Source organism: Paenibacillus rhizosphaerae, from assembly GCF_014192015.1.
GTDB lineage: Bacteria > Bacillota > Bacilli > Paenibacillales > Paenibacillaceae > Paenibacillus_AQ > Paenibacillus_AQ rhizosphaerae.
Genome location: NZ_JACHXJ010000009.1, coordinates 93,394 through 110,316 on the forward strand (window position 1 = coordinate 93,394; position 16,923 = coordinate 110,316).

Here is a 16,923-nt window from a genome sequence, read left to right on the forward strand (position 1 = left end):
ATATGAAGCGCAGCTTCCATAACCGCAGTGCACATCACGAAGACTCGGCTTTTGTGCTGCCCGTTTCGGCAAGTTAGCTTGGGGAAATACTGGCTAACAGAACCAGGAAGCGGGAGCGTGAAGCGTTGAGCATGAAGGAGTGTGTACGGTGGATGATGGGGGCTGCGCTGTTTGCCGTCATGGCGGTGGCGGTGTGGCGTTCCGGCTTGTATTTTTCGGCGGACATGTATCCGGTATGGATTGGCTTTGGCCTTTTCTGCGCCGGGGCGGGTGGATGGGGGCTGTACCGGTTCTGCCAGGGCCAGGCGGCTGAACGGCCGCTGCTCCCCGGAATGGCCGAAGCTTCGCCGCTTGCGGGCTGGGTGCTGTGCAGCCCGTTTCTGATGATGCTTCTCTATGCCGTTCATGGAGCGATCGGTTCCGTGTCCGTGCTTGGGGACGGGAATCAGGCGCTGCGCTGGGGTCTTTATGGGTCAATTGCGGTGGTGGCATGGGTACAGGGTTCGGCCCAAAGAGGACGGCAAGTGCTGGCGGCCGTATGGCATATGACCGGAGGGCTTCTAGCCATTACCGCGCTGCTGCCGGTATACGGATGGTTCCCGCTGCCGTACGCCATCGTCTATTCGGCTGATCCTGAAGTCAGCGCCACCGGCGCGCGGCTGGCTGGCATGCTGCAGTATCCCAACACGTTCGGTGCCGTGATGGCGATGTTTCTGCTCGAGCGGCTGTTCGCGCTCGGCCCGCTGCTCCAGCGGCAGCCGGCCTCGGCCCCCGGCCGCGTGCTCCTCGGCAGCCTGCCGCTGCTGCCGTACGCCGCCGCGCTCCTCCTCAGCGAGTCGCGCGGCGCCTGGCTGGCGGCCAGCGCGGCATGCGCCGCCGGCCTGCTGGTGGAGCGGCGGCGCATGCTCGCGCCGCTCGTGCTCGCCGCCGCGCCCTTGGCCGGCGCGGCGCTGCTGTACCGCCAGCTGGCTGCGGCCAAGCTGGCGGCGGAGCCGTGGCCCGGCCTGCTTGCGCTGGCCGGGCTGTGGGCCGGCAGCTTGCTCGCCGGCCGATGGCTCGTGCGCCTGCGCGGCGAAGCCGCAGGCGCGTGGCGCCGCCGCCTGGGCACGGCGGCAGGCGGCGCGCTGCTGGCCGCCGCTCCCGCCGTCGTCTTCGGCACCGTGTGGGAGCGCATCGTGCACAAGTTCGGCACGATGTCCGCGCGCCAGGCGATGGTTCAAGACGCCTGGGCGCTGGTAAAGGATGCCCCCTGGATGGGCCAAGGGGGCGATACGTGGCGCTTGTCCTACCGCGCAGTCCAATCGTCCCCCTATGTCGGGAGCCAAATGCACAGCGGGTTCGTGGATGTGCTGCTGAATACGGGGCTGACCGGACTCGTCCTGCTGGCGTCCATACTGGCCGCCGCCGGACTGCTGATTCTCAAAAGGTGCCGCCGCCTGCTGCCTTCCTATATGGTGTTCCTTCTGCACGGCGCGGTTGATATTGATTGGAGCTACGGGATGATGTGGATGCTGTTTTTCTTGCTGGCGGCCCAGGCTGCGGCGGAGCCTTCCCCCGTAGGGAAGAAGACCGGCGTTCTTGCTTCACCGCCGGAGCGCATCCGGAGGCTCGTCCCTGTGCTGCTCTCCTTCTGGATTGTCATTGCTGTAGGGAGCTCCAGCCTGGCGTACCGCGGATATATAGGCCACGCCGAGCATATGCAGGCGCTGAGAAGCCGCGATAACCAAGCGGCAGCGGCCCGCCTCGCCTCATCGCTGCGGTGGAATCCGGCGGACTATTCGGCCGCCCTGGATTTGGCCGGGCTTGTCCCGCCGAAGGCCGCCGAGCCCATTCTCCGCCGCAGCCTCGCCTATACGCCGCATCATCCCGGCCTGCTGTGGGCTCTGGCCGACAATGCCAGCCGGCGGGGCGATGCGGGGGAGGCGATTTATTGGATCGGTGCTGCGCTCCGCCAGGATAAATACAATGCAGGGGAGCGTACGCGCAGCTTGGAGTGCCTGCTGCAGCTCGCGCGGGCCGAGTATACCGCCGGGCATGGAGCAGAGGCCCGGCGCATCGCCCGCTTTGGCTTCGGGCTGTATCACGATTATGCCCGCGCTGCGGAGGACACCCGGCTCCGGGTCATCCGCAATGACCGGGAGTTCGCCTTAACTATAGAGGCCAGGGAATGGGGAAGGCAGCTTGCGGCTTTGTCCGGCGGGAAGGCTCGCTGGGCGGCGGAATGAATAGTCAGCGGGAAGAAGGATGCTCCCTATTGGCCGCTTCCCACTTTGTGGTCACCGCCCTGCCTTCTCCTAGGCGTGCGTAGGGGCATTTCCTTGCGGTGCCGGAAGGGGGACAGCTGTATGAAGCCCGACTTGCCCCAATGTGCCCGTTGCCCCGATGGCTGCGCGTAGAGCTGACCAAGCATTACCCGCCGTAAGCGTCGCGGAAAGCGCCGCTAAGCCTGCCTGGATCCAGCTGCCACAATTCGGCTAGCTCCGGACAGACTTCTTTGTCCCACCAGTCGCACTGCACCTTGCGGTTGCTTCGATTTTCATGAATCCATAGGAGGTTGCCTACCACCTTGCGGTAGTACATGGCTTCCCCCTGTTTGACCAGATCTGCCGGAATATGCACCTTCATTCGCTTTATCGCCCGGTAGAGCTCGTTGCTGCATTTCCTGCGGATGCCGCGTGCCGTTGGCAGAGCGGCCTTTTTGTTTTGCGGGATCTGGGGCATCTGACTCACTCCTTTACCCACACCATATGCTGCCTTTTCCCGGGAAGACACCGGCCGGTGCAGATTGGGCATCAAGTAGAAGTCATGTCCATCCCTGTGCTAGAATAGCTTTGAAGTAGAAGAGTAGAACCATGGGGAAGTGGGGGCCGGCGTGCATTTAATATCGGATATCATTAATCAGTTATTTGACTGGATTCAAAGTCTGGGCTATTTCGGAATTATGCTGGGTCTGATGATCGAGGTCATCCCCAGCGAGATCGTGCTGGCGTACGGAGGGTTTCTGGTGTCGTCGGGCCATATTAACTATATCGGCGCGGTTGTTTTTGGAACGATCGGCGGCGTGATTGCGCAGCTCTTCATCTATTGGATCGGCCGCTACGGAGGACGCCCGGTGCTGGAGAAGTACGGGAAATACATTTTCATTCATAAAAAACATATCGATTACGCAGAGGAATGGTTCAACAAATACGGGACAGGCGTCATTTTCACCGCCCGGTTCATCCCGGTGGCAAGGCATGCCATTTCCATCCCTGCGGGTATCTCCCGGATGAATCTCGGGCGCTTTACGCTGCTGACCACCCTGGCTGTCATTCCTTGGTCCGCATTGTTTGTATACCTTGGATACCTGCTCGGGGACCAGTGGGAAAATATCGATGAGAAGGCGGCTCCATACATAACGCCGATTCTGCTCATTGCACTGGCACTGTTGATCGTGTATTTTCTGATTAAATGGATTAATAACAGAAGGAAGAGAGGCGTTCACTAATGGCTAAAAATGTGGCGGATTATTTGAATCGCGGGATTTCTCCCGAACAGTTCGTGAGCGGCATGCAGAAAAATCAGGAGGCTTTCAAGAACGGTTACGAGCAGTTTGCGTGGAGCGATGAAGGCGACAGGGAGTTTTTTGAAAGCCTGAAGTTTCGCGACGACCTCCGCGTACTGATCCTGGCCGCTGATTGGTGCGGTGACGTTGTACGCAACGTTCCGGTCGTATTCCGTGCGCTGGAAGCGGCGGAAATTCCGGTCGAGGTGTTTATTTTGGAAGAGAATTTTGATTTGATGGACCAGTATTTGACGATGGGCGGCCGGAGCGTGCCGGTGGTCATTTTTGCGGACACAGGCGGATACGTCTTGGGCACCTGGGGGCCGCGTCCGGCTCACGTTCAAAAGTTCATGGTCGAATTCAAACAGAACAATCCGGACCGGGAAGCTGCCGATTATCAGGACAACCTGGCGGTTACCCGCAAACAGATCGTCGAAGCCTACGGGGAAGGAACGGGGTTTCACGCCTCGATCATCAAAGAGCTGCGTGAACTGATTTCCGGATTTTGATCCTAGGCCATGCTGAATATTAGATCCTTTAGCCTCGGTCCGCTGGAAACCAATTGTTATGTCCTGACAGGCGACGATCCCGGCCGTGCCATCATCATTGATCCCGGGATGAATCCCGCTCCGCTGATCCGGCACATTGAGGGTCTCGAGATCGAAGCCATTCTGCTGACCCATGCCCATTTCGACCATATGGGCGGCGTCGACGAAGTCCGCAAGCTGACCAAGGCGCCGGTATATCTTCATGACCTGGAAAGCGAGTGGCTGGTGAATCCGAAGATGAACGGTTCCCAGAACTGGCCGCAGGTAACCCCGCCGCTGACGACCGATCCCGCGGAATACAGCCTGGAGGGTGGCCAGCAGCTGCAGTTGATCGGCCGCACGTTCACCGTTTACCATACGCCTGGACATTCGCCCGGAAGCGTAAGCTTCCTCTGCGGAAACGATCTCTTTTCCGGTGACGTCCTGTTCAAGCTTGGCGTTGGACGAACCGATTTGTACGGGGGAAGAGAAAGGGACCTGCTTGACTCCATTCAAAATACGCTGTTTACGTTTTCGGACGACGTGAAGGTGTATCCCGGCCATGGCCCCAAAACTTCGATTGGTTATGAGCGGGCGAACAATCCCTATGTCCGTTAAGGGTTGATTCGATAGGCAGTCAGCATTTCCGACAATTTCTGAGCAAATTTGTCTGGACAACCGGTTACAAGATTGATACAATGTGATTAATTTGATGAACCTTGTTACTTTCGCGAAGCACGCAAGCTGTGGCCCGATCCCGGTTTGCGTTCTTTTATTTTTTGCGGATTTTCATGTTCATGACACTTTATTTTTCTCCATATATATTTTTTCTTCAGCTTTCCATTTACATGTCTATGTTTTTTTAGTAGACTATACAGACAATGAAAGACATATACATCTAGGAGGTAGACGATGCTGCAATTAGGGGAGAAAATTGTAATCGTCGCGGACGCCTTTGAGCAGAACCTTCCTATTGGGGAATACGGTTATCTGATTGCCTATGACCGGAACCCGGATAATGCTTTTGATTACGTAATTCGGGTACCGAAGATTAATCGTAACTTTTTCGTGCCATCGAGTGATGTTGAGCCAGAAGAGTTGCTCATACAGCAAGAAGTTGAGATGACCACGCGGGAAGCGCTGATCGATTACGCCCTTGCGACATATAACGAGAAGCTGTTTCATCAGATTATGAACGGCGAGCTTGAGCAGGATGAGAAGGAAGAAGAGACTGCGCCTGAAGTGCTCTCCCAGGCGGAATTTATCAAACAGGTAAATCTCCGCGCCTGGATTTAGAGGAGTCGGCTTACGAGCCGGCTCTTTTTTGCGTTTCAATATGATTCCCTTTCATCCATTTCAACTTTTGACTTCTATAAATAGAACGATCCAAAACTTTAGTTCAATCTATATAGTAAGTGAAGTTAGCTTCGGAGACACGGCATCCTTTTTATCGTAAGAAAATTTCCGCTAAATGCGGTCTGGCTTCCTGGAATGTATACCGGACGTGTTTTCGGCCAAGGAATGGGATAGGGTACGTCCGGCAGACAATCGGCGAGTTCCAATTTGACCGGGTGCATTGAATCTTCCCCGGTTCTACAATATAATTAGAAACGTTATCCTGAGGCTTTAATCCTTTAAACACCAGCAGTCTGCAAGGGCATATCCATGCGTTTTGCGGCTATGGAGCCGCGAATTCCGGGCTGCTTCAGGACAAGATGCCTCGCTGAATCGGATCCGTATGGAATGCCGCAGGGATGCTTAGATAAGAAGGAACAAGGAGGAACCGCTGATGAGTATTACCAATCAAGACGTTCAGCATGTGGCCAAGCTGGCCCGGCTTAATTTCACACCGGAAGAAGAGCAGATGCTGACCGAGCAGCTGAACGCCATTTTACAATATGCCGAGAAATTGAATGAACTTGATACCGACGGTGTGGAGCCGACGACGCATGTGCTGCACCTCAGCAATGTGATGCGCGAGGATGAAGCGAAAGACAGTCTGCCGATCGAGAAGGTTATGGCCAACGCGCCTGAAGAGGAAGACGGACAATTTAAAGTGCCGGCTGTCTTGGATTAGCGGCTAATCATTGAAGGGAGGAGCATTCATTTGAGCCTGTTTAACCATACATTGCAAGAATTACATAACAAGCTGCACGCCAAGGAGCTGTCCGTGCAGGAGCTTGTTGACCAGTCATTTCAAGTCATCGCCGAGCGGGACGAACGCATCGGGGCCTTTTTGACGTTGAATGAGGAGGAGGCTCGGAACACAGCCCGCCGTCTCGACGACAAACTGGCGTCCGGTCAGCCGCGTGGTCTGCTCTTCGGCCTGCCTGCCGGAATTAAAGACAATATCGTGACGGAAGGCCTGCGCACGACCTGTGCCAGCCAGTTCCTGGCGAATTTTAATCCGGTCTACGACGCAACCGTGACGCGCAAGCTGCGTGAAGCGGATGCGGTTACGCTGGGCAAGCTGAATATGGACGAGTTCGCCATGGGCGGCTCGAACGAAAATTCCAGCTTCCGACCGGTCCGCAATCCGTGGGACCTGGACCGCGTGCCTGGCGGCTCCAGCGGTGGCTCGGCAGCGGCAGTGGCCGCCGGCGAAGCTTACTTTACGCTGGGATCGGACACCGGAGGATCGATCCGCCAGCCTGCATCCTACTGCGGCGTGGTCGGATTAAAGCCGACTTACGGCCTGGTTTCCCGCTTCGGGCTCGTAGCCTTCGCGTCCTCGCTGGACCAGATCGGCCCGTTGACCAAGAACGTAGAGGACTCCGCTTACGTTCTCCAGGCTATTGCCGGCCATGACCATATGGATTCGACATCGGCAAATGTCGATATACCGGACTATCTGAGCGCATTGACCGGAGATGTGCGCGGCCTGCGCATCGCGGTGCCGAAGGAGTATATGGGCGAAGGGGTCGACCCGGCCGTGAAAGAGAAAATTCTCGCCGCCTTGAAGGTGCTGGAAGATCTCGGAGCTGTGTGGGAAGAAGTGTCCCTGCCGCATACTGAATACGCAGTGGCAACGTATTATCTTCTCGCCTCGTCGGAGGCGTCTTCCAACCTCGCGCGTTTCGACGGCGTCCGCTACGGTACCCGTGCCGACCATGCGGGCAGCCTGATCGATTTGTACCACGAATCGAGAAGCAAGGGCTTCGGTCCGGAAGTCAAGCGCCGGATTATGCTCGGCACCTACGCGCTGAGCTCGGGTTACTATGACGCCTATTACTTGAAGGCTCAAAAAGCCCGTACGCTTATTAAGCAGGACTTCGACAACGTCTTTGAGAACTACGACATTATTATCGGTCCAACCGCACCGACGACCGCGTTCAAGCTGGGGTCCCAGGTGGATGATCCGCTGACGATGTATTTGAACGATATTTTGACCATTCCGGTCAGCCTCGCCGGCGTTCCCGCGATCAGCGTTCCTTGCGGACTGGCGGACGGGCTGCCGGTCGGCCTGCAGATCATCGGCAAAGCCTTTGACGAATCGACGGTGCTGCGCGTCGCCCACGCGTACGAGCAGAACACCGAACATCATAAGCTGCAGCCGAAGCTGTAATCTCAGGCGGGACCAGGAGGGAGCAAGAACAATATGTCATCAACCAAATACGAAACTGTCATTGGACTGGAAGTCCATGTCGAACTGCATACCAAGTCGAAAATTTTCTGCGGCTGCTCCACCGAATTCGGCGCGCCGCCCAACACGCATACATGCCCGATTTGCCTCGGGCATCCCGGCGTACTGCCCGTACTGAACCGCCAGGCTGTCGACTATGCGATGAAGGCAGCCATGGCGCTGAACTGTACGATCGCCGATGTGAGCAAATTCGACCGTAAAAACTACTTCTATCCCGATTCGCCCAAGGCTTATCAGATTTCCCAGTACGACCAGCCGATTGGCGAGAACGGCTGGATCGACATCGAAGTCGACGGCCAGACCAAACGGATCGGCATTACCCGCCTGCACCTGGAAGAAGATGCGGGCAAGCTGACGCACGTCGACGGAGGATATGCGTCACTGGTCGACTTTAACCGCGTCGGAACGCCGCTTGTCGAAATCGTGTCCGAACCTGACATTTCGTCGCCGGAAGAGGCGAGAGCCTACCTGGAGAAGCTCCGCGCGATCATGCAGTACTGCGAAGTTTCCGACGTGAAGATGGAGGAAGGCTCCATGCGCTGCGACGCGAATATCAGTATCCGTCCGGTGGGACAAAAGGAATTCGGCACCCGCGCCGAGCTGAAGAACATGAACTCCTTCCGCGGCGTTCAGCGGGGTCTGGAATACGAGGAGTACCGCCAGGCGGAAATCTTGGACGACGGCGGTAAAGTTGTGCAGGAGACGCGCCGCTGGGACGAGGCGGCCGGCAAGACGCTGTCGATGCGCAGCAAGGAAGAAGCGCATGACTACCGCTATTTCCCGGATCCCGACCTTGTCAGACTTCATATCGACGAAGCCTGGAAGGAGCGCATCCGCGCGACGATTCCTGAGCTTCCGGATGCCCGGCAGGCGCGTTATACTTCCGAATACGGCCTCCCGAGCTATGATGCGGGCGTCATTACGTCTTCGAAGCCGCTGGCGGACTTTTTCGAGGACAGCCTGAACTATACGAAGGATGCCAAAGCGGTTTCCAACTGGATTATGGGCGACCTCCTTGGATACTTGAACAGTACCGGCCTGGAACTGCCGGCCCTCAAAATTACCGGCCGCGGTCTCGGTGAAATGATCGGATTGATCGAGAAGGGCACGATCAGCAGCAAAATCGCCAAAACGGTATTCAAGGAAATGCTGGAATCCGGCAAGCTGCCACAGCAGATCGTCGAGGAAAAAGGGCTTGTGCAGATCAGCGACGAAGGCGCGATCAAAACGATCGTCGAGCAGGTTGTCGCGGCAAATCCGCAATCCGTAGAGGACTTCAAGGCGGGCAAGCAGAAAGCAATCGGCTTCCTGGTCGGCCAGGTGATGAAGGAGAGCAAGGGCAAAGCCAACCCTGCGCTTGTCAACAAGCTGCTGGCTGAAATATTAAGCCAATAAAAGCTTGAGCTTCCCTAGGGGCTTGTCCGTGTGACAAGCCCCTTTGATTTAGCATTCATTTTCATTTTCGCGCATGCGCTTGAGGTGGTTCCGAATATGATAAACAGACTGTTTCTGGATGACGAGGACATGGTCGATCAGATCTGGCGTCTGCAGCATATGGCTTACCGGCTGGAGGCGGAGCGGATCGGGTTTCGCGATATTCCGCCGCTGATGGATACCCATGAAACGATACGCAAGTGTAAAGAGGATTTTTACGGATGCTTAAATGAGGACGGAGAACTTATCGGAGCGGTAGCGACGGAGCAGGAAGCGCCGGATACGCTGACGATCAGCCGGATGATGGTTCATCCCGATCATTTTCGCAAGGGGATTGCGGGCAGCCTGATTCAGCACGTGCTGGATCTTCATCCGGATGTTCCCTTATTCATCGTGTCCACGGGAACCAAAAACACGCCGGCCGTGGCGCTGTACACCAAGTACGGCTTTGTTCCTTTTGACCGGTACGAGGTAGCCCCGGGCGTGGAACTGACGACCTTTCACAGAGCGTCCGATTCGTCACAATAAATACCTCAGCAGAATGGGAGAGGTTGACCCTTGCAGGATCCATGGTATATCGATAATGTGCATATTTTGCTGCGTTTGCTGCTGTCTATGCTGCTCGGCGGATTGGTCGGTCTGGAGCGGGAGCGGTCCAACCACGCGGCTGGACTCCGAACTCATATTTTAGTGTGCATGGGATCGGCGTTAATTATTATGCTGTCCATTTACGGCTTCTCCGAATTCGTTCACGAGGTGAACATCCGGATCGACCCTGCCCGTTTGGCATCGGCAGTCATTACGGGGATCGGATTCCTGGGCGCCGGAACGATTCTGTTTACCGGTAAATCCATTACCGGGTTAACGACGGCGGCTTCCGTGTGGGTCGTCGCTGCGGTCGGCTTGTCTGTCGGCGCCGGGTTTTATTTCGCGTCCGTCGCTGCCACGCTGCTTATATTACTGACGCTCGTCGTGTTTAATAAGCTGGAGCAGCGTTATATCAAAGGGAGCAAGCTCCACCTGTTCACTTTCCACGCCGTTTCGGTTCCGGGGCTGCTTGAATCGATCTCGGAATTGGTGCAGGCGGAAGGCATCGCCGTGAAAAAATTGATGATCAATGAACGGAGTGCGGCCTCGCCTTTTGAGCTGGAGCCCCCCTCCACCACGCTTGAGATATCGATGCACGTCCTGATCAAGCAGTCCTTTGATCCGCTGCATCTGGCTTCGCAAATCCGGAAGCTGGAAGGAATTACACTGGTGTCCCTAGACTGATGAAAACGCCGAAAGCTCCCGGGAAACCGGGGGTTTTTGCTTTGACCGGCCGGGTAATCCAGATATTGACCTGTTAATCAAGGGACAGAATAGGGTACTATCAGAAAAAAGGACTCGGCCAAAACCATTTGATGAAAGGAGCTGCAAGCATGCATTCTGCCGGACGTCACTCAACAAATTCAGCGGACGAACCGCAGAAAGGTAAGCGCCGTTTACGCATCAATTCCAAGGCGGAGCGGGGAGTCCGAAAGCGCCGGCTGTATTCCCGCAAGCGCAAATTTACCGCAGGGCTTCTTGCAGCGATTTGTCCGGGACTCGGCCATATTTATCTGGGATTGTACCGTAAAGGAATTTCTCTTATATTCGCGCTGATGCTGGACGCGTCGGCGCTGCTCTATTTTTCCTCCATCGGAATGCAGATCAACGTTCCCTTGCTTATTTTGCTCGCGCTTTTATTTCCTGTCGCTTACTTTTACAGCGTATATGACGTGCTTCAAGCCGCGGATTATGTGATTTATCACCGGAGAAGGGCTAGGCTTGAGATGACGGATGAAGAGGAGACGGAACGGGCGCATCCGTTTGCTTTGGAGCGCAGCATCGCTTTCGGCGTATATCTGGTTGCCGGCGGGCTGCTGATGATCGCCTTTTATCAGAAGCCCAAATGGCTTGGTACTTTTATTGAACAGTACGGACAAACCGCTGCTGCGGTCGTGTTGATCGTTCTTGGTTTGTTTTTCGGGCTCCGGGAGACGCTCCTGTTTATAAACCAAAGACGTGGAAGATGAACCGCTGCGCCACAGCCCGATCTAGGGCCGTGATGCAGCGTGGAAAGAGGTGATCGACAACGTGAACCGAAAACCCAAATTACGGGTGGGGCGATTTACTGCCGTGCTGCTGCTGGTCGTGACCGGCGCACTGCTGTTGACGGACGCGGTTCAAGGTACCGAATACATGCTGCTCCTGTTGAAGTGGTGGCCGCTGCTGGCCGTCCTTTGGGGTGCCGAATATATCGTACTGTATTGGTTTATACGCAAATCGCATACACCCGGCTGGGGGCGTTTCCGCCTGGATATCCGGGGAATGCTGGTTGCCGTATTGCTGTCGGCTGCCGTGTTTGTCGTCACCGAACAGAGCCACTATCTGCACTTGTGGAATAAGGTCAGCCTGAATTTGACAGCGGCTGGCGTAGACTACAGCGAGGCGAAGGGGAAGCGCTTTGAGAAGGAGCCGATTTCGGTTCCTGTCGCCTTCGAGACCCAAGCGGTAAACGTTGACAATATTAACGGCGATATTTTGCTGCAGCGGGGTCCGGTGGACGACATTCGGGTGGATACTGAGATGTGGGTGGATCAGATTACGGGGCCGGAAGCGGATGTGATTGGGCAGGAATCCACGGTCGACGTCAGCGACGGAGGCACCGTTACGATCCAAACCAAAGGCAAGGCTTACGGGCAATCCGGCAAAAGGCAGCCGCGGATGAACCTGACCATTACGCTGCCGGAAGACCGCCGCTTTAATTTTTCCATCCGGACGATGAACGGCGGTATTACCTTGAATAATGTAGAGGCCATTGAGCAAATTACGCTGGAAAGTGCAAATGGCGAACTCAAGCTGAACCACATTCTTGGGCAGGTTAAAGGGAAAACGCTGAATGGGGCCGTTCAGGCCGCGAACGTTACCGGTTCGGTCGATCTCACGACCAATCGGGGGAATATGGAAGCGATCGATGTTTCCGATTCCGTTGCATTGACATCCCAGGTCGGGAATCTGTCGGTCGTTCGGGCCCAGGGAAAAATCAATGTAAGCACCAAGAACGGCAACATCTATGTGGATGATATCAAATCGGATTTTGCGGCAGAGTCGCTTAACGGCGATATTACCGCAAGATCAAACTTCGTCGGTGGTAACTGGGACATCTACAGCGCTGTCGGGGAGCTGATCCTTGATCTGCCTGAGGAGGGCAGCTACGCCATTGACGGAACGATCAGCTACGGCGATATTCATAGCATGTTCCCCGAGTTTGTCGTGGATAAGAAGAGCATTACCGGCGAGATCGGGACCGGTGATTATACAATCCATGTCGAAGGCAACAGTGAACTGAATGTGAATAAATATTAAAACAGGATGAACATGGAAGCCTTGACGACTTCTGTGGGGCGGGGTCCGTTGACAATGCTCAACAGATAAACGTACAATAAAGTTATTAACGACTATGTAAAAACTTTAAGGCGGTGGGAATCATGTCTACGCGAGTCCAACATGCACTAGATCAACTGAAGTCAACCGGTGTTCGGATTACGCCCCAACGTCATGCGATTTTGGCCTATTTGATGGAGTCCATGAACCATCCGACGGCGGATGAGATATACCGCGCGCTCGAGCCTAAGTTTCCGAGCATGAGCGTCGCGACCGTATATAACAATTTGAAGATGTTTATGGAAGCGGGAATGGTCCATGAGCTGACCTATGGAGATAATTCGAGCCGGTTTGATGCCAACGTATCGGATCACTTCCACGTGATCTGCGAGAAATGCGGCAAAATTGAAGATTTCATGTATCCTTCCCTGAAGGATGTAGAACATGCAGCGGAACAGAGCACTGGATTCAAGGTCAAGGACTTGAGGATGGAGCTATATGGGATATGCAGTTCTTGCAAAGAACAATGATTTTTGAAACGTGCGGACTCCTGCAAAGGATTCTTCACGTTTTTTTTTCAGACAGAACTTTCCGATCATCCGCAACATACCGGAAGGCAAGAATTAAATAAAATGACGGAGGATTAGCGAGTGAACAGAAGAAGACGCAGACGCCGCCCCTCAGCGGGGAGGCGCTTTACGATATTCCTGGGCCTGTGCCTGATCATTGCCGGGGCCTATCTGACGGTGACCGAAATTCTACCGAATCCTTTGCATGAAAAACCGGATTGGCGCGGCATGGACAAGCCTATTTTCGTGGAAGGGAAGCTTCAGGCAGAACCTGCCGAAGGAGCCGGTGAACAGTTGATGCTTCCGCTGCCGGTACTGCAGAAGGTGCTGGATCCGACGATTCGATATGAATCAGGGACCCAGTCCGTCATTTTGACGACGCCAGTGCGGGTCATGCGGCTGCAGACGGGACAGAAGAAGGCGCAGCTGAACAACAAGCCGGTTGAGCTCCGTTTTGCTCCGGAGGAAAAGGACGGCGTGCTGTACATGCCGATTCAGCCGCTTAAGGAACTGTACGGGGTTAACATTCATGAGGATACGGCTACGGGAGCCGTCATTTTGATGAAAGCCGGAGATACCATACAAATGGGGGCGGCCAAAGGCCAACCCGACGATAAGGTGAAGCTCCGCAAGGAAGATTCCATCCATTCGCCGATTTTAGCTGACATGAAAGGCGGTACCGCGCTGCGGATTTGGGGCTCGGAGGGTTCCTGGTATTTTGCCCAGATGGATAACGGGTACAGTGGGTATGTGAGCAAGGATGAGGTCTTACTTGGAGACAAAAAGACGATCGAAATTCCGCCTCAACCGCCAACCCGGGCGGAGCGCAGCTGGAAAGGCAAACCCGTCAACCTGGCGTGGGAAGCCGTTTACCAGAACAAACCCGATCCGGCCGTATTGGACGGACTGGACGGTGTCAACGTCGTCAGCCCGACCTGGTTCAGTATTATCGACGGCAAGGGGAACGTCCGCAGCAATGCGGACATGGCCTATGTGAACAAAGCCCACGCGCGCAAAATGGAGGTATGGGGGCTGATCAATAACAGCTTCGATGCCGACATTACCACGAGCGCGATGGCCACTTATGAAACGCGGCTTAATACGATTAGCCAGCTGCTGGAGCTGGCACAGATGTATCATCTGGACGGAATCAACATCGATTTCGAAAATGTAAAAACGAAGGATGGCCCCAATATTACGCAGTTTGTACGTGAATTAAAGCCGCTGGCGCAGGATCGAGGCTTGATCTTGTCGGTGGATGTCACGCCGAAATCCAGCAGCGAGCTGTGGTCCAAATTTCTGGACCGGAGTGCACTGGGCGAAGCCGCGGATTTTATTATTCTGATGGCTTACGATGAGCATTGGGCATCAAGTCCGGAAGCCGGCTCGGTTTCTTCCCTCCCATGGGCAGAGGCGTCTGCCCGGAAGATCCTGGATGAAGACGATGTGCCGCCGCGGAAATTGATCCTGGCCGTGCCGCTATATACGCGGATCTGGTCGGAAGCGAGCAAGAACGGAAAAGTGGAGGTGTCCTCCAAAGCGGTCGGCATGAAGACCGTCAAAGATATTTTGGCCGAAAAGAAGCTGAAGCCGAAATACCTGGAAGATGTGAAGCAGCACTATGTGGAGTATAAGGAAGACGGAGTCCTGAAAAAAATATGGATTGAGGACGCGGTGTCCCTGCAGGCTAGAGTGGACTTGGCGAAGTCGCTCAAATTGGGCGGCGTGGCGGCCTGGACGCGAAGCTTCGGGACGGAAGATGCCTGGAAAGTGTTAAAAGGAATACGGCAGTAATTAACTTTATTGAATCAGCACTTATACTTTATGTAATAAAAAACCGGTACAGCCTGTGATCAGGTCGTACCGGTTTTTTGTATTTTTAATGATGATGCGGCGTTGCTTGGGCTCCCTGGCCCTGCTGAGCGTGCAGCTCTTCGGGAGTGGTATTGGCCTGGTTGGGATCCAGCGTCAGGATCGTGCGGCAGAACATGCAGCGGTCGGTTTTTCCGAGCATTTTGGTCAATTTGTGACATTCCGGACATTCGAGCTGCAGCGCGCTGGTCGACAGCATGCCGGCCCAGAAATATATTCCGAGGCTGCCCATCATGGAAATCAGGCCAATCACGAGACCGATGGCTGCGAACACCTTACCGGCATGTCCCCAGAATACGATACCGGCCGTCCCCAGAACCATCAGACCCATACCCAGCATCGTCAGCAGCAGGCCCCAAAGACGGAAAGCATTAATTTTCGCTTGATTGAAAATCATGAATCTTTAGCTCCTATCATCAAATTTGTTGTATTTACAAAAAGAAGGAACTGACATGGACATGTAGAAGTATATTATAACTGAATTGGCTCATTTTCGCCAAGGAATGCATGGAGGGAGACGTGAATTTGTCCAATTTGTCCTTTTTTTATGGAGAGTCGGTTTATGTCGATGCCATGGGAACTATTATTTTCCGCCAAGAGGGTCATAAATTTGATGGATCGCTGCTTCATGACTTTGATCTTATAATACTAATCGTACATGAACAAGAAGATAAGCCATTAATCGTGGAACATACGATGGCAGGGGAACTGCGCTGCCAGGTGCTGCATGTCAATTTGGGCTCGCTTCGGCGTTGGCTGGTGGCCGGCGAGAAGGGGGACCTGGTGAAATGTTTTATGGAGGGAGAGATCGTTCACGATCCGTATGCCCGGCTGGCCCAGCTCCGCCAAGATTTCATTGAATTCAGGCAGCCGCTGAGAGACCGGAAGATGCTGTACGAATTTTCCCACTTTCTGTGGATGTACGTCGAAGCCAAACGCTATATACAGGAAGGCTTTTACACAGATGCTTACCACAGTGTTCTGAATTCGCTGAAGCATTGGGCCAAGATCGAGCTGATCGAGCAGAAGGTCCTCCCGGAGAAAGCCGTATGGGAGCAGGTGCGCGGACTTAACACAGCCATTCATAAATTGTATGAAGAATTAACTCAGAGTACGGAAACGCTCGCTCAACGCGTCGAGCTTGTCATGCTTGCCTGTGAGTTTTCAGTCATGTCGAAAATGGCCGAGTGCACGGTACTGCTGCTGAATATCCTGAGAAGCCGGCCGAAGCCATGGAGCGTGGAAGAGCTGGTTCATCATCCCGAACTCGATATGATCAGCAACAAGTTGCCGCTGGTACTGCGGACGCTGGTTAACCGGTCTTTGGTACGCGAAACGGCGGTCTGGAGCGAAGGGGCGTCTTACGGTAATCAGGGGATACGCTATTCCGCCGAGTAACTGTTTTAACAAGTGTATATATGAAGGTTCGGAAGAGAGGGGATGGTCCCTCTTTTTTTGTTACCCTAAGGCAAAGAAGAGTGGCGAAGACAATGGCAGTTAGCGTTCGTGAAATGCAGGTTCACCGTGTATCCCATGAAATCCTTCTCCTGGGGTATAGTTAGACGAAGATTGGGGAATTTTGAAAAGACATGCGGATTTTAAAAGGTGGTTGACTCCATTATTGTTTATGTGTTAAATTATATTTCGCCCCATTCAATGACGGTTTCCTTGAAACCTGATAATTCGACAAGATTTTAGAAGAAATTAAAAAAAGCTTGACGAAAAGCTGGGCAATATGATATATTATAAAAGTCGCCGCTGAAACACAGCGATGACAACAAAACGAAGTTTGATCTTTGAAAACTGAACAACGAGTGAGTATAAACGCGAAGGTCTTATGACCGGAGCGAATGGAGATTAAATCAATCTCGTCAGATTCAAAATGAGCTACAAACTTTCTTGGAGAGTTTGATCCTGGCTCAGGAC

18 protein-coding genes are annotated in these 16,923 nt (G+C 54.2%); 15 read left to right on the forward strand and 3 right to left on the reverse strand.

Annotation, left to right across the window (positions count from 1 at the left end; translation table 11 throughout):
- The first annotated feature begins 131 nt into the window (after window positions 1-131).
- Window positions 132-2,225 carry an O-antigen ligase family protein gene (locus tag FHS19_RS32665; RefSeq protein ID WP_246426951.1) on the forward strand — a complete coding sequence of 698 codons (2,094 nt, stop codon included), beginning with the start codon at window positions 132-134 and terminating at the stop codon, window positions 2,223-2,225.
- Between the two features lie 184 nt (window positions 2,226-2,409).
- Here FHS19_RS32665 and FHS19_RS32670 read toward each other — a convergent pair whose 3' ends face one another.
- Window positions 2,410-2,721: a dehydrogenase gene (locus FHS19_RS32670; protein WP_094599967.1), complete on the reverse strand. Its 312-nt coding sequence runs from the start codon at window positions 2,719-2,721 to the stop codon at window positions 2,410-2,412.
- Between the two features lie 151 nt (window positions 2,722-2,872).
- On the opposite strand from FHS19_RS32670, the gene uptA reads away from it, so the two are divergent.
- The 13 genes from uptA to FHS19_RS32735 all read left to right on the forward strand — a co-directional run bounded on the left by uptA (window position 2,873) and on the right by FHS19_RS32735 (window position 14,919).
- Window positions 2,873-3,487, forward strand: a complete 615-nt coding sequence (gene uptA / locus FHS19_RS32675; protein ID WP_183587422.1) for an undecaprenyl phosphate transporter UptA — start codon at window positions 2,873-2,875, stop codon at window positions 3,485-3,487.
- Window positions 3,487-4,053, forward strand: a complete 567-nt coding sequence (locus FHS19_RS32680) for a thioredoxin family protein (RefSeq protein WP_089549864.1) — start codon at window positions 3,487-3,489, stop codon at window positions 4,051-4,053. Before uptA ends, FHS19_RS32680 begins: the two co-directional genes overlap by 1 nt.
- 9 nt (window positions 4,054-4,062) lie before the next feature.
- Window positions 4,063-4,689: an MBL fold metallo-hydrolase gene (locus tag FHS19_RS32685; RefSeq protein ID WP_183587424.1), complete on the forward strand. Its 627-nt coding sequence runs from the start codon at window positions 4,063-4,065 to the stop codon at window positions 4,687-4,689.
- A gap of 294 nt (window positions 4,690-4,983) precedes the next feature.
- Window positions 4,984-5,367 carry an ATPase gene (locus FHS19_RS32690; protein ID WP_183587426.1) on the forward strand — a complete coding sequence of 128 codons (384 nt, stop codon included), beginning with the start codon at window positions 4,984-4,986 and terminating at the stop codon, window positions 5,365-5,367.
- Between the two features lie 493 nt (window positions 5,368-5,860).
- Window positions 5,861-6,148, forward strand: coding sequence for an Asp-tRNA(Asn)/Glu-tRNA(Gln) amidotransferase subunit GatC (gatC, locus tag FHS19_RS32695; RefSeq protein ID WP_076176038.1), 288 nt, complete (start codon window positions 5,861-5,863; stop codon window positions 6,146-6,148).
- A 30-nt stretch (window positions 6,149-6,178) separates the two neighbouring features.
- Complete coding sequence (gene gatA, locus FHS19_RS32700; RefSeq protein WP_183587428.1) at window positions 6,179-7,636, forward strand: Asp-tRNA(Asn)/Glu-tRNA(Gln) amidotransferase subunit GatA; 1,458 nt, start codon at window positions 6,179-6,181, stop codon at window positions 7,634-7,636.
- Between the two features lie 33 nt (window positions 7,637-7,669).
- A complete protein-coding gene (gene gatB, locus FHS19_RS32705; RefSeq protein ID WP_183587430.1) occupies window positions 7,670-9,109 on the forward strand; it encodes an Asp-tRNA(Asn)/Glu-tRNA(Gln) amidotransferase subunit GatB in 1,440 nt (479 codons plus the stop codon).
- Window positions 9,110-9,205: 96 nt separating this feature from the next.
- Window positions 9,206-9,676 (forward strand): GNAT family N-acetyltransferase, encoded by a 471-nt coding sequence (locus tag FHS19_RS32710; RefSeq protein ID WP_183587432.1) that lies wholly within the window; start codon window positions 9,206-9,208, stop codon window positions 9,674-9,676.
- A 30-nt stretch (window positions 9,677-9,706) separates the two neighbouring features.
- Complete coding sequence (locus tag FHS19_RS32715) at window positions 9,707-10,420, forward strand: MgtC/SapB family protein (protein WP_183587434.1); 714 nt, start codon at window positions 9,707-9,709, stop codon at window positions 10,418-10,420.
- Between the two features lie 149 nt (window positions 10,421-10,569).
- Entirely contained in the window at window positions 10,570-11,205 is a 636-nt protein-coding gene (locus FHS19_RS32720; RefSeq protein ID WP_183587436.1) for a hypothetical protein, read from the forward strand.
- Between the two features lie 61 nt (window positions 11,206-11,266).
- On the forward strand, window positions 11,267-12,538 hold the full coding sequence (locus tag FHS19_RS35575; RefSeq protein WP_183587438.1) for a DUF4097 family beta strand repeat-containing protein: 1,272 nt from the start codon (window positions 11,267-11,269) through the stop codon (window positions 12,536-12,538).
- A 122-nt stretch (window positions 12,539-12,660) separates the two neighbouring features.
- On the forward strand, window positions 12,661-13,086 hold the full coding sequence (locus FHS19_RS32730) for a Fur family transcriptional regulator (RefSeq protein ID WP_183587440.1): 426 nt from the start codon (window positions 12,661-12,663) through the stop codon (window positions 13,084-13,086).
- Between the two features lie 120 nt (window positions 13,087-13,206).
- On the forward strand, window positions 13,207-14,919 hold the full coding sequence (locus FHS19_RS32735; RefSeq protein WP_312887406.1) for a glycosyl hydrolase family 18 protein: 1,713 nt from the start codon (window positions 13,207-13,209) through the stop codon (window positions 14,917-14,919).
- An 85-nt stretch (window positions 14,920-15,004) separates the two neighbouring features.
- Here FHS19_RS32735 and FHS19_RS32740 read toward each other — a convergent pair whose 3' ends face one another.
- On the reverse strand, window positions 15,005-15,394 hold the full coding sequence (locus FHS19_RS32740) for a DUF2614 family zinc ribbon-containing protein (protein ID WP_183587442.1): 390 nt from the start codon (window positions 15,392-15,394) through the stop codon (window positions 15,005-15,007).
- Window positions 15,395-15,516: 122 nt separating this feature from the next.
- On the opposite strand from FHS19_RS32740, the gene FHS19_RS32745 reads away from it, so the two are divergent.
- A complete protein-coding gene (locus FHS19_RS32745) occupies window positions 15,517-16,395 on the forward strand; it encodes a nucleotidyltransferase-like protein (protein WP_183587444.1) in 879 nt (292 codons plus the stop codon).
- Between the two features lie 220 nt (window positions 16,396-16,615).
- On the opposite strand, the gene FHS19_RS34680 is transcribed toward FHS19_RS32745, so the two are convergent.
- A partial coding sequence (locus FHS19_RS34680) for a hypothetical protein (RefSeq protein WP_204797584.1) occupies window positions 16,616-16,923 on the reverse strand: 308 nt, incomplete at its 5' end.

Excerpts from the sequence above, each read along its gene's own strand:
- FHS19_RS32665 (WP_246426951.1), top strand. The coding sequence starts at position 132 with ATGAAGGAGTGTGTACGGTGGATGATGGGGGCTGCGCTGTTTGCCGTC.
- FHS19_RS32670 (WP_094599967.1), bottom strand. The coding sequence starts at position 2,721 with ATGCCCCAGATCCCGCAAAACAAAAAGGCCGCTCTGCCAACGGCACGC.
- FHS19_RS32680 (WP_089549864.1), top strand. The coding sequence starts at position 3,487 with ATGGCTAAAAATGTGGCGGATTATTTGAATCGCGGGATTTCTCCCGAA.
- FHS19_RS32685 (WP_183587424.1), top strand. The coding sequence starts at position 4,063 with ATGCTGAATATTAGATCCTTTAGCCTCGGTCCGCTGGAAACCAATTGT.
- FHS19_RS32690 (WP_183587426.1), top strand. The coding sequence starts at position 4,984 with ATGCTGCAATTAGGGGAGAAAATTGTAATCGTCGCGGACGCCTTTGAG.
- gatC (WP_076176038.1), top strand. The coding sequence starts at position 5,861 with ATGAGTATTACCAATCAAGACGTTCAGCATGTGGCCAAGCTGGCCCGG.
- gatB (WP_183587430.1), top strand. The coding sequence starts at position 7,670 with ATGTCATCAACCAAATACGAAACTGTCATTGGACTGGAAGTCCATGTC.
- FHS19_RS32710 (WP_183587432.1), top strand. The coding sequence starts at position 9,206 with ATGATAAACAGACTGTTTCTGGATGACGAGGACATGGTCGATCAGATC.
- FHS19_RS32720 (WP_183587436.1), top strand. The coding sequence starts at position 10,570 with ATGCATTCTGCCGGACGTCACTCAACAAATTCAGCGGACGAACCGCAG.
- FHS19_RS32730 (WP_183587440.1), top strand. The coding sequence starts at position 12,661 with ATGTCTACGCGAGTCCAACATGCACTAGATCAACTGAAGTCAACCGGT.
- FHS19_RS32740 (WP_183587442.1), bottom strand. The coding sequence starts at position 15,394 with ATGATTTTCAATCAAGCGAAAATTAATGCTTTCCGTCTTTGGGGCCTG.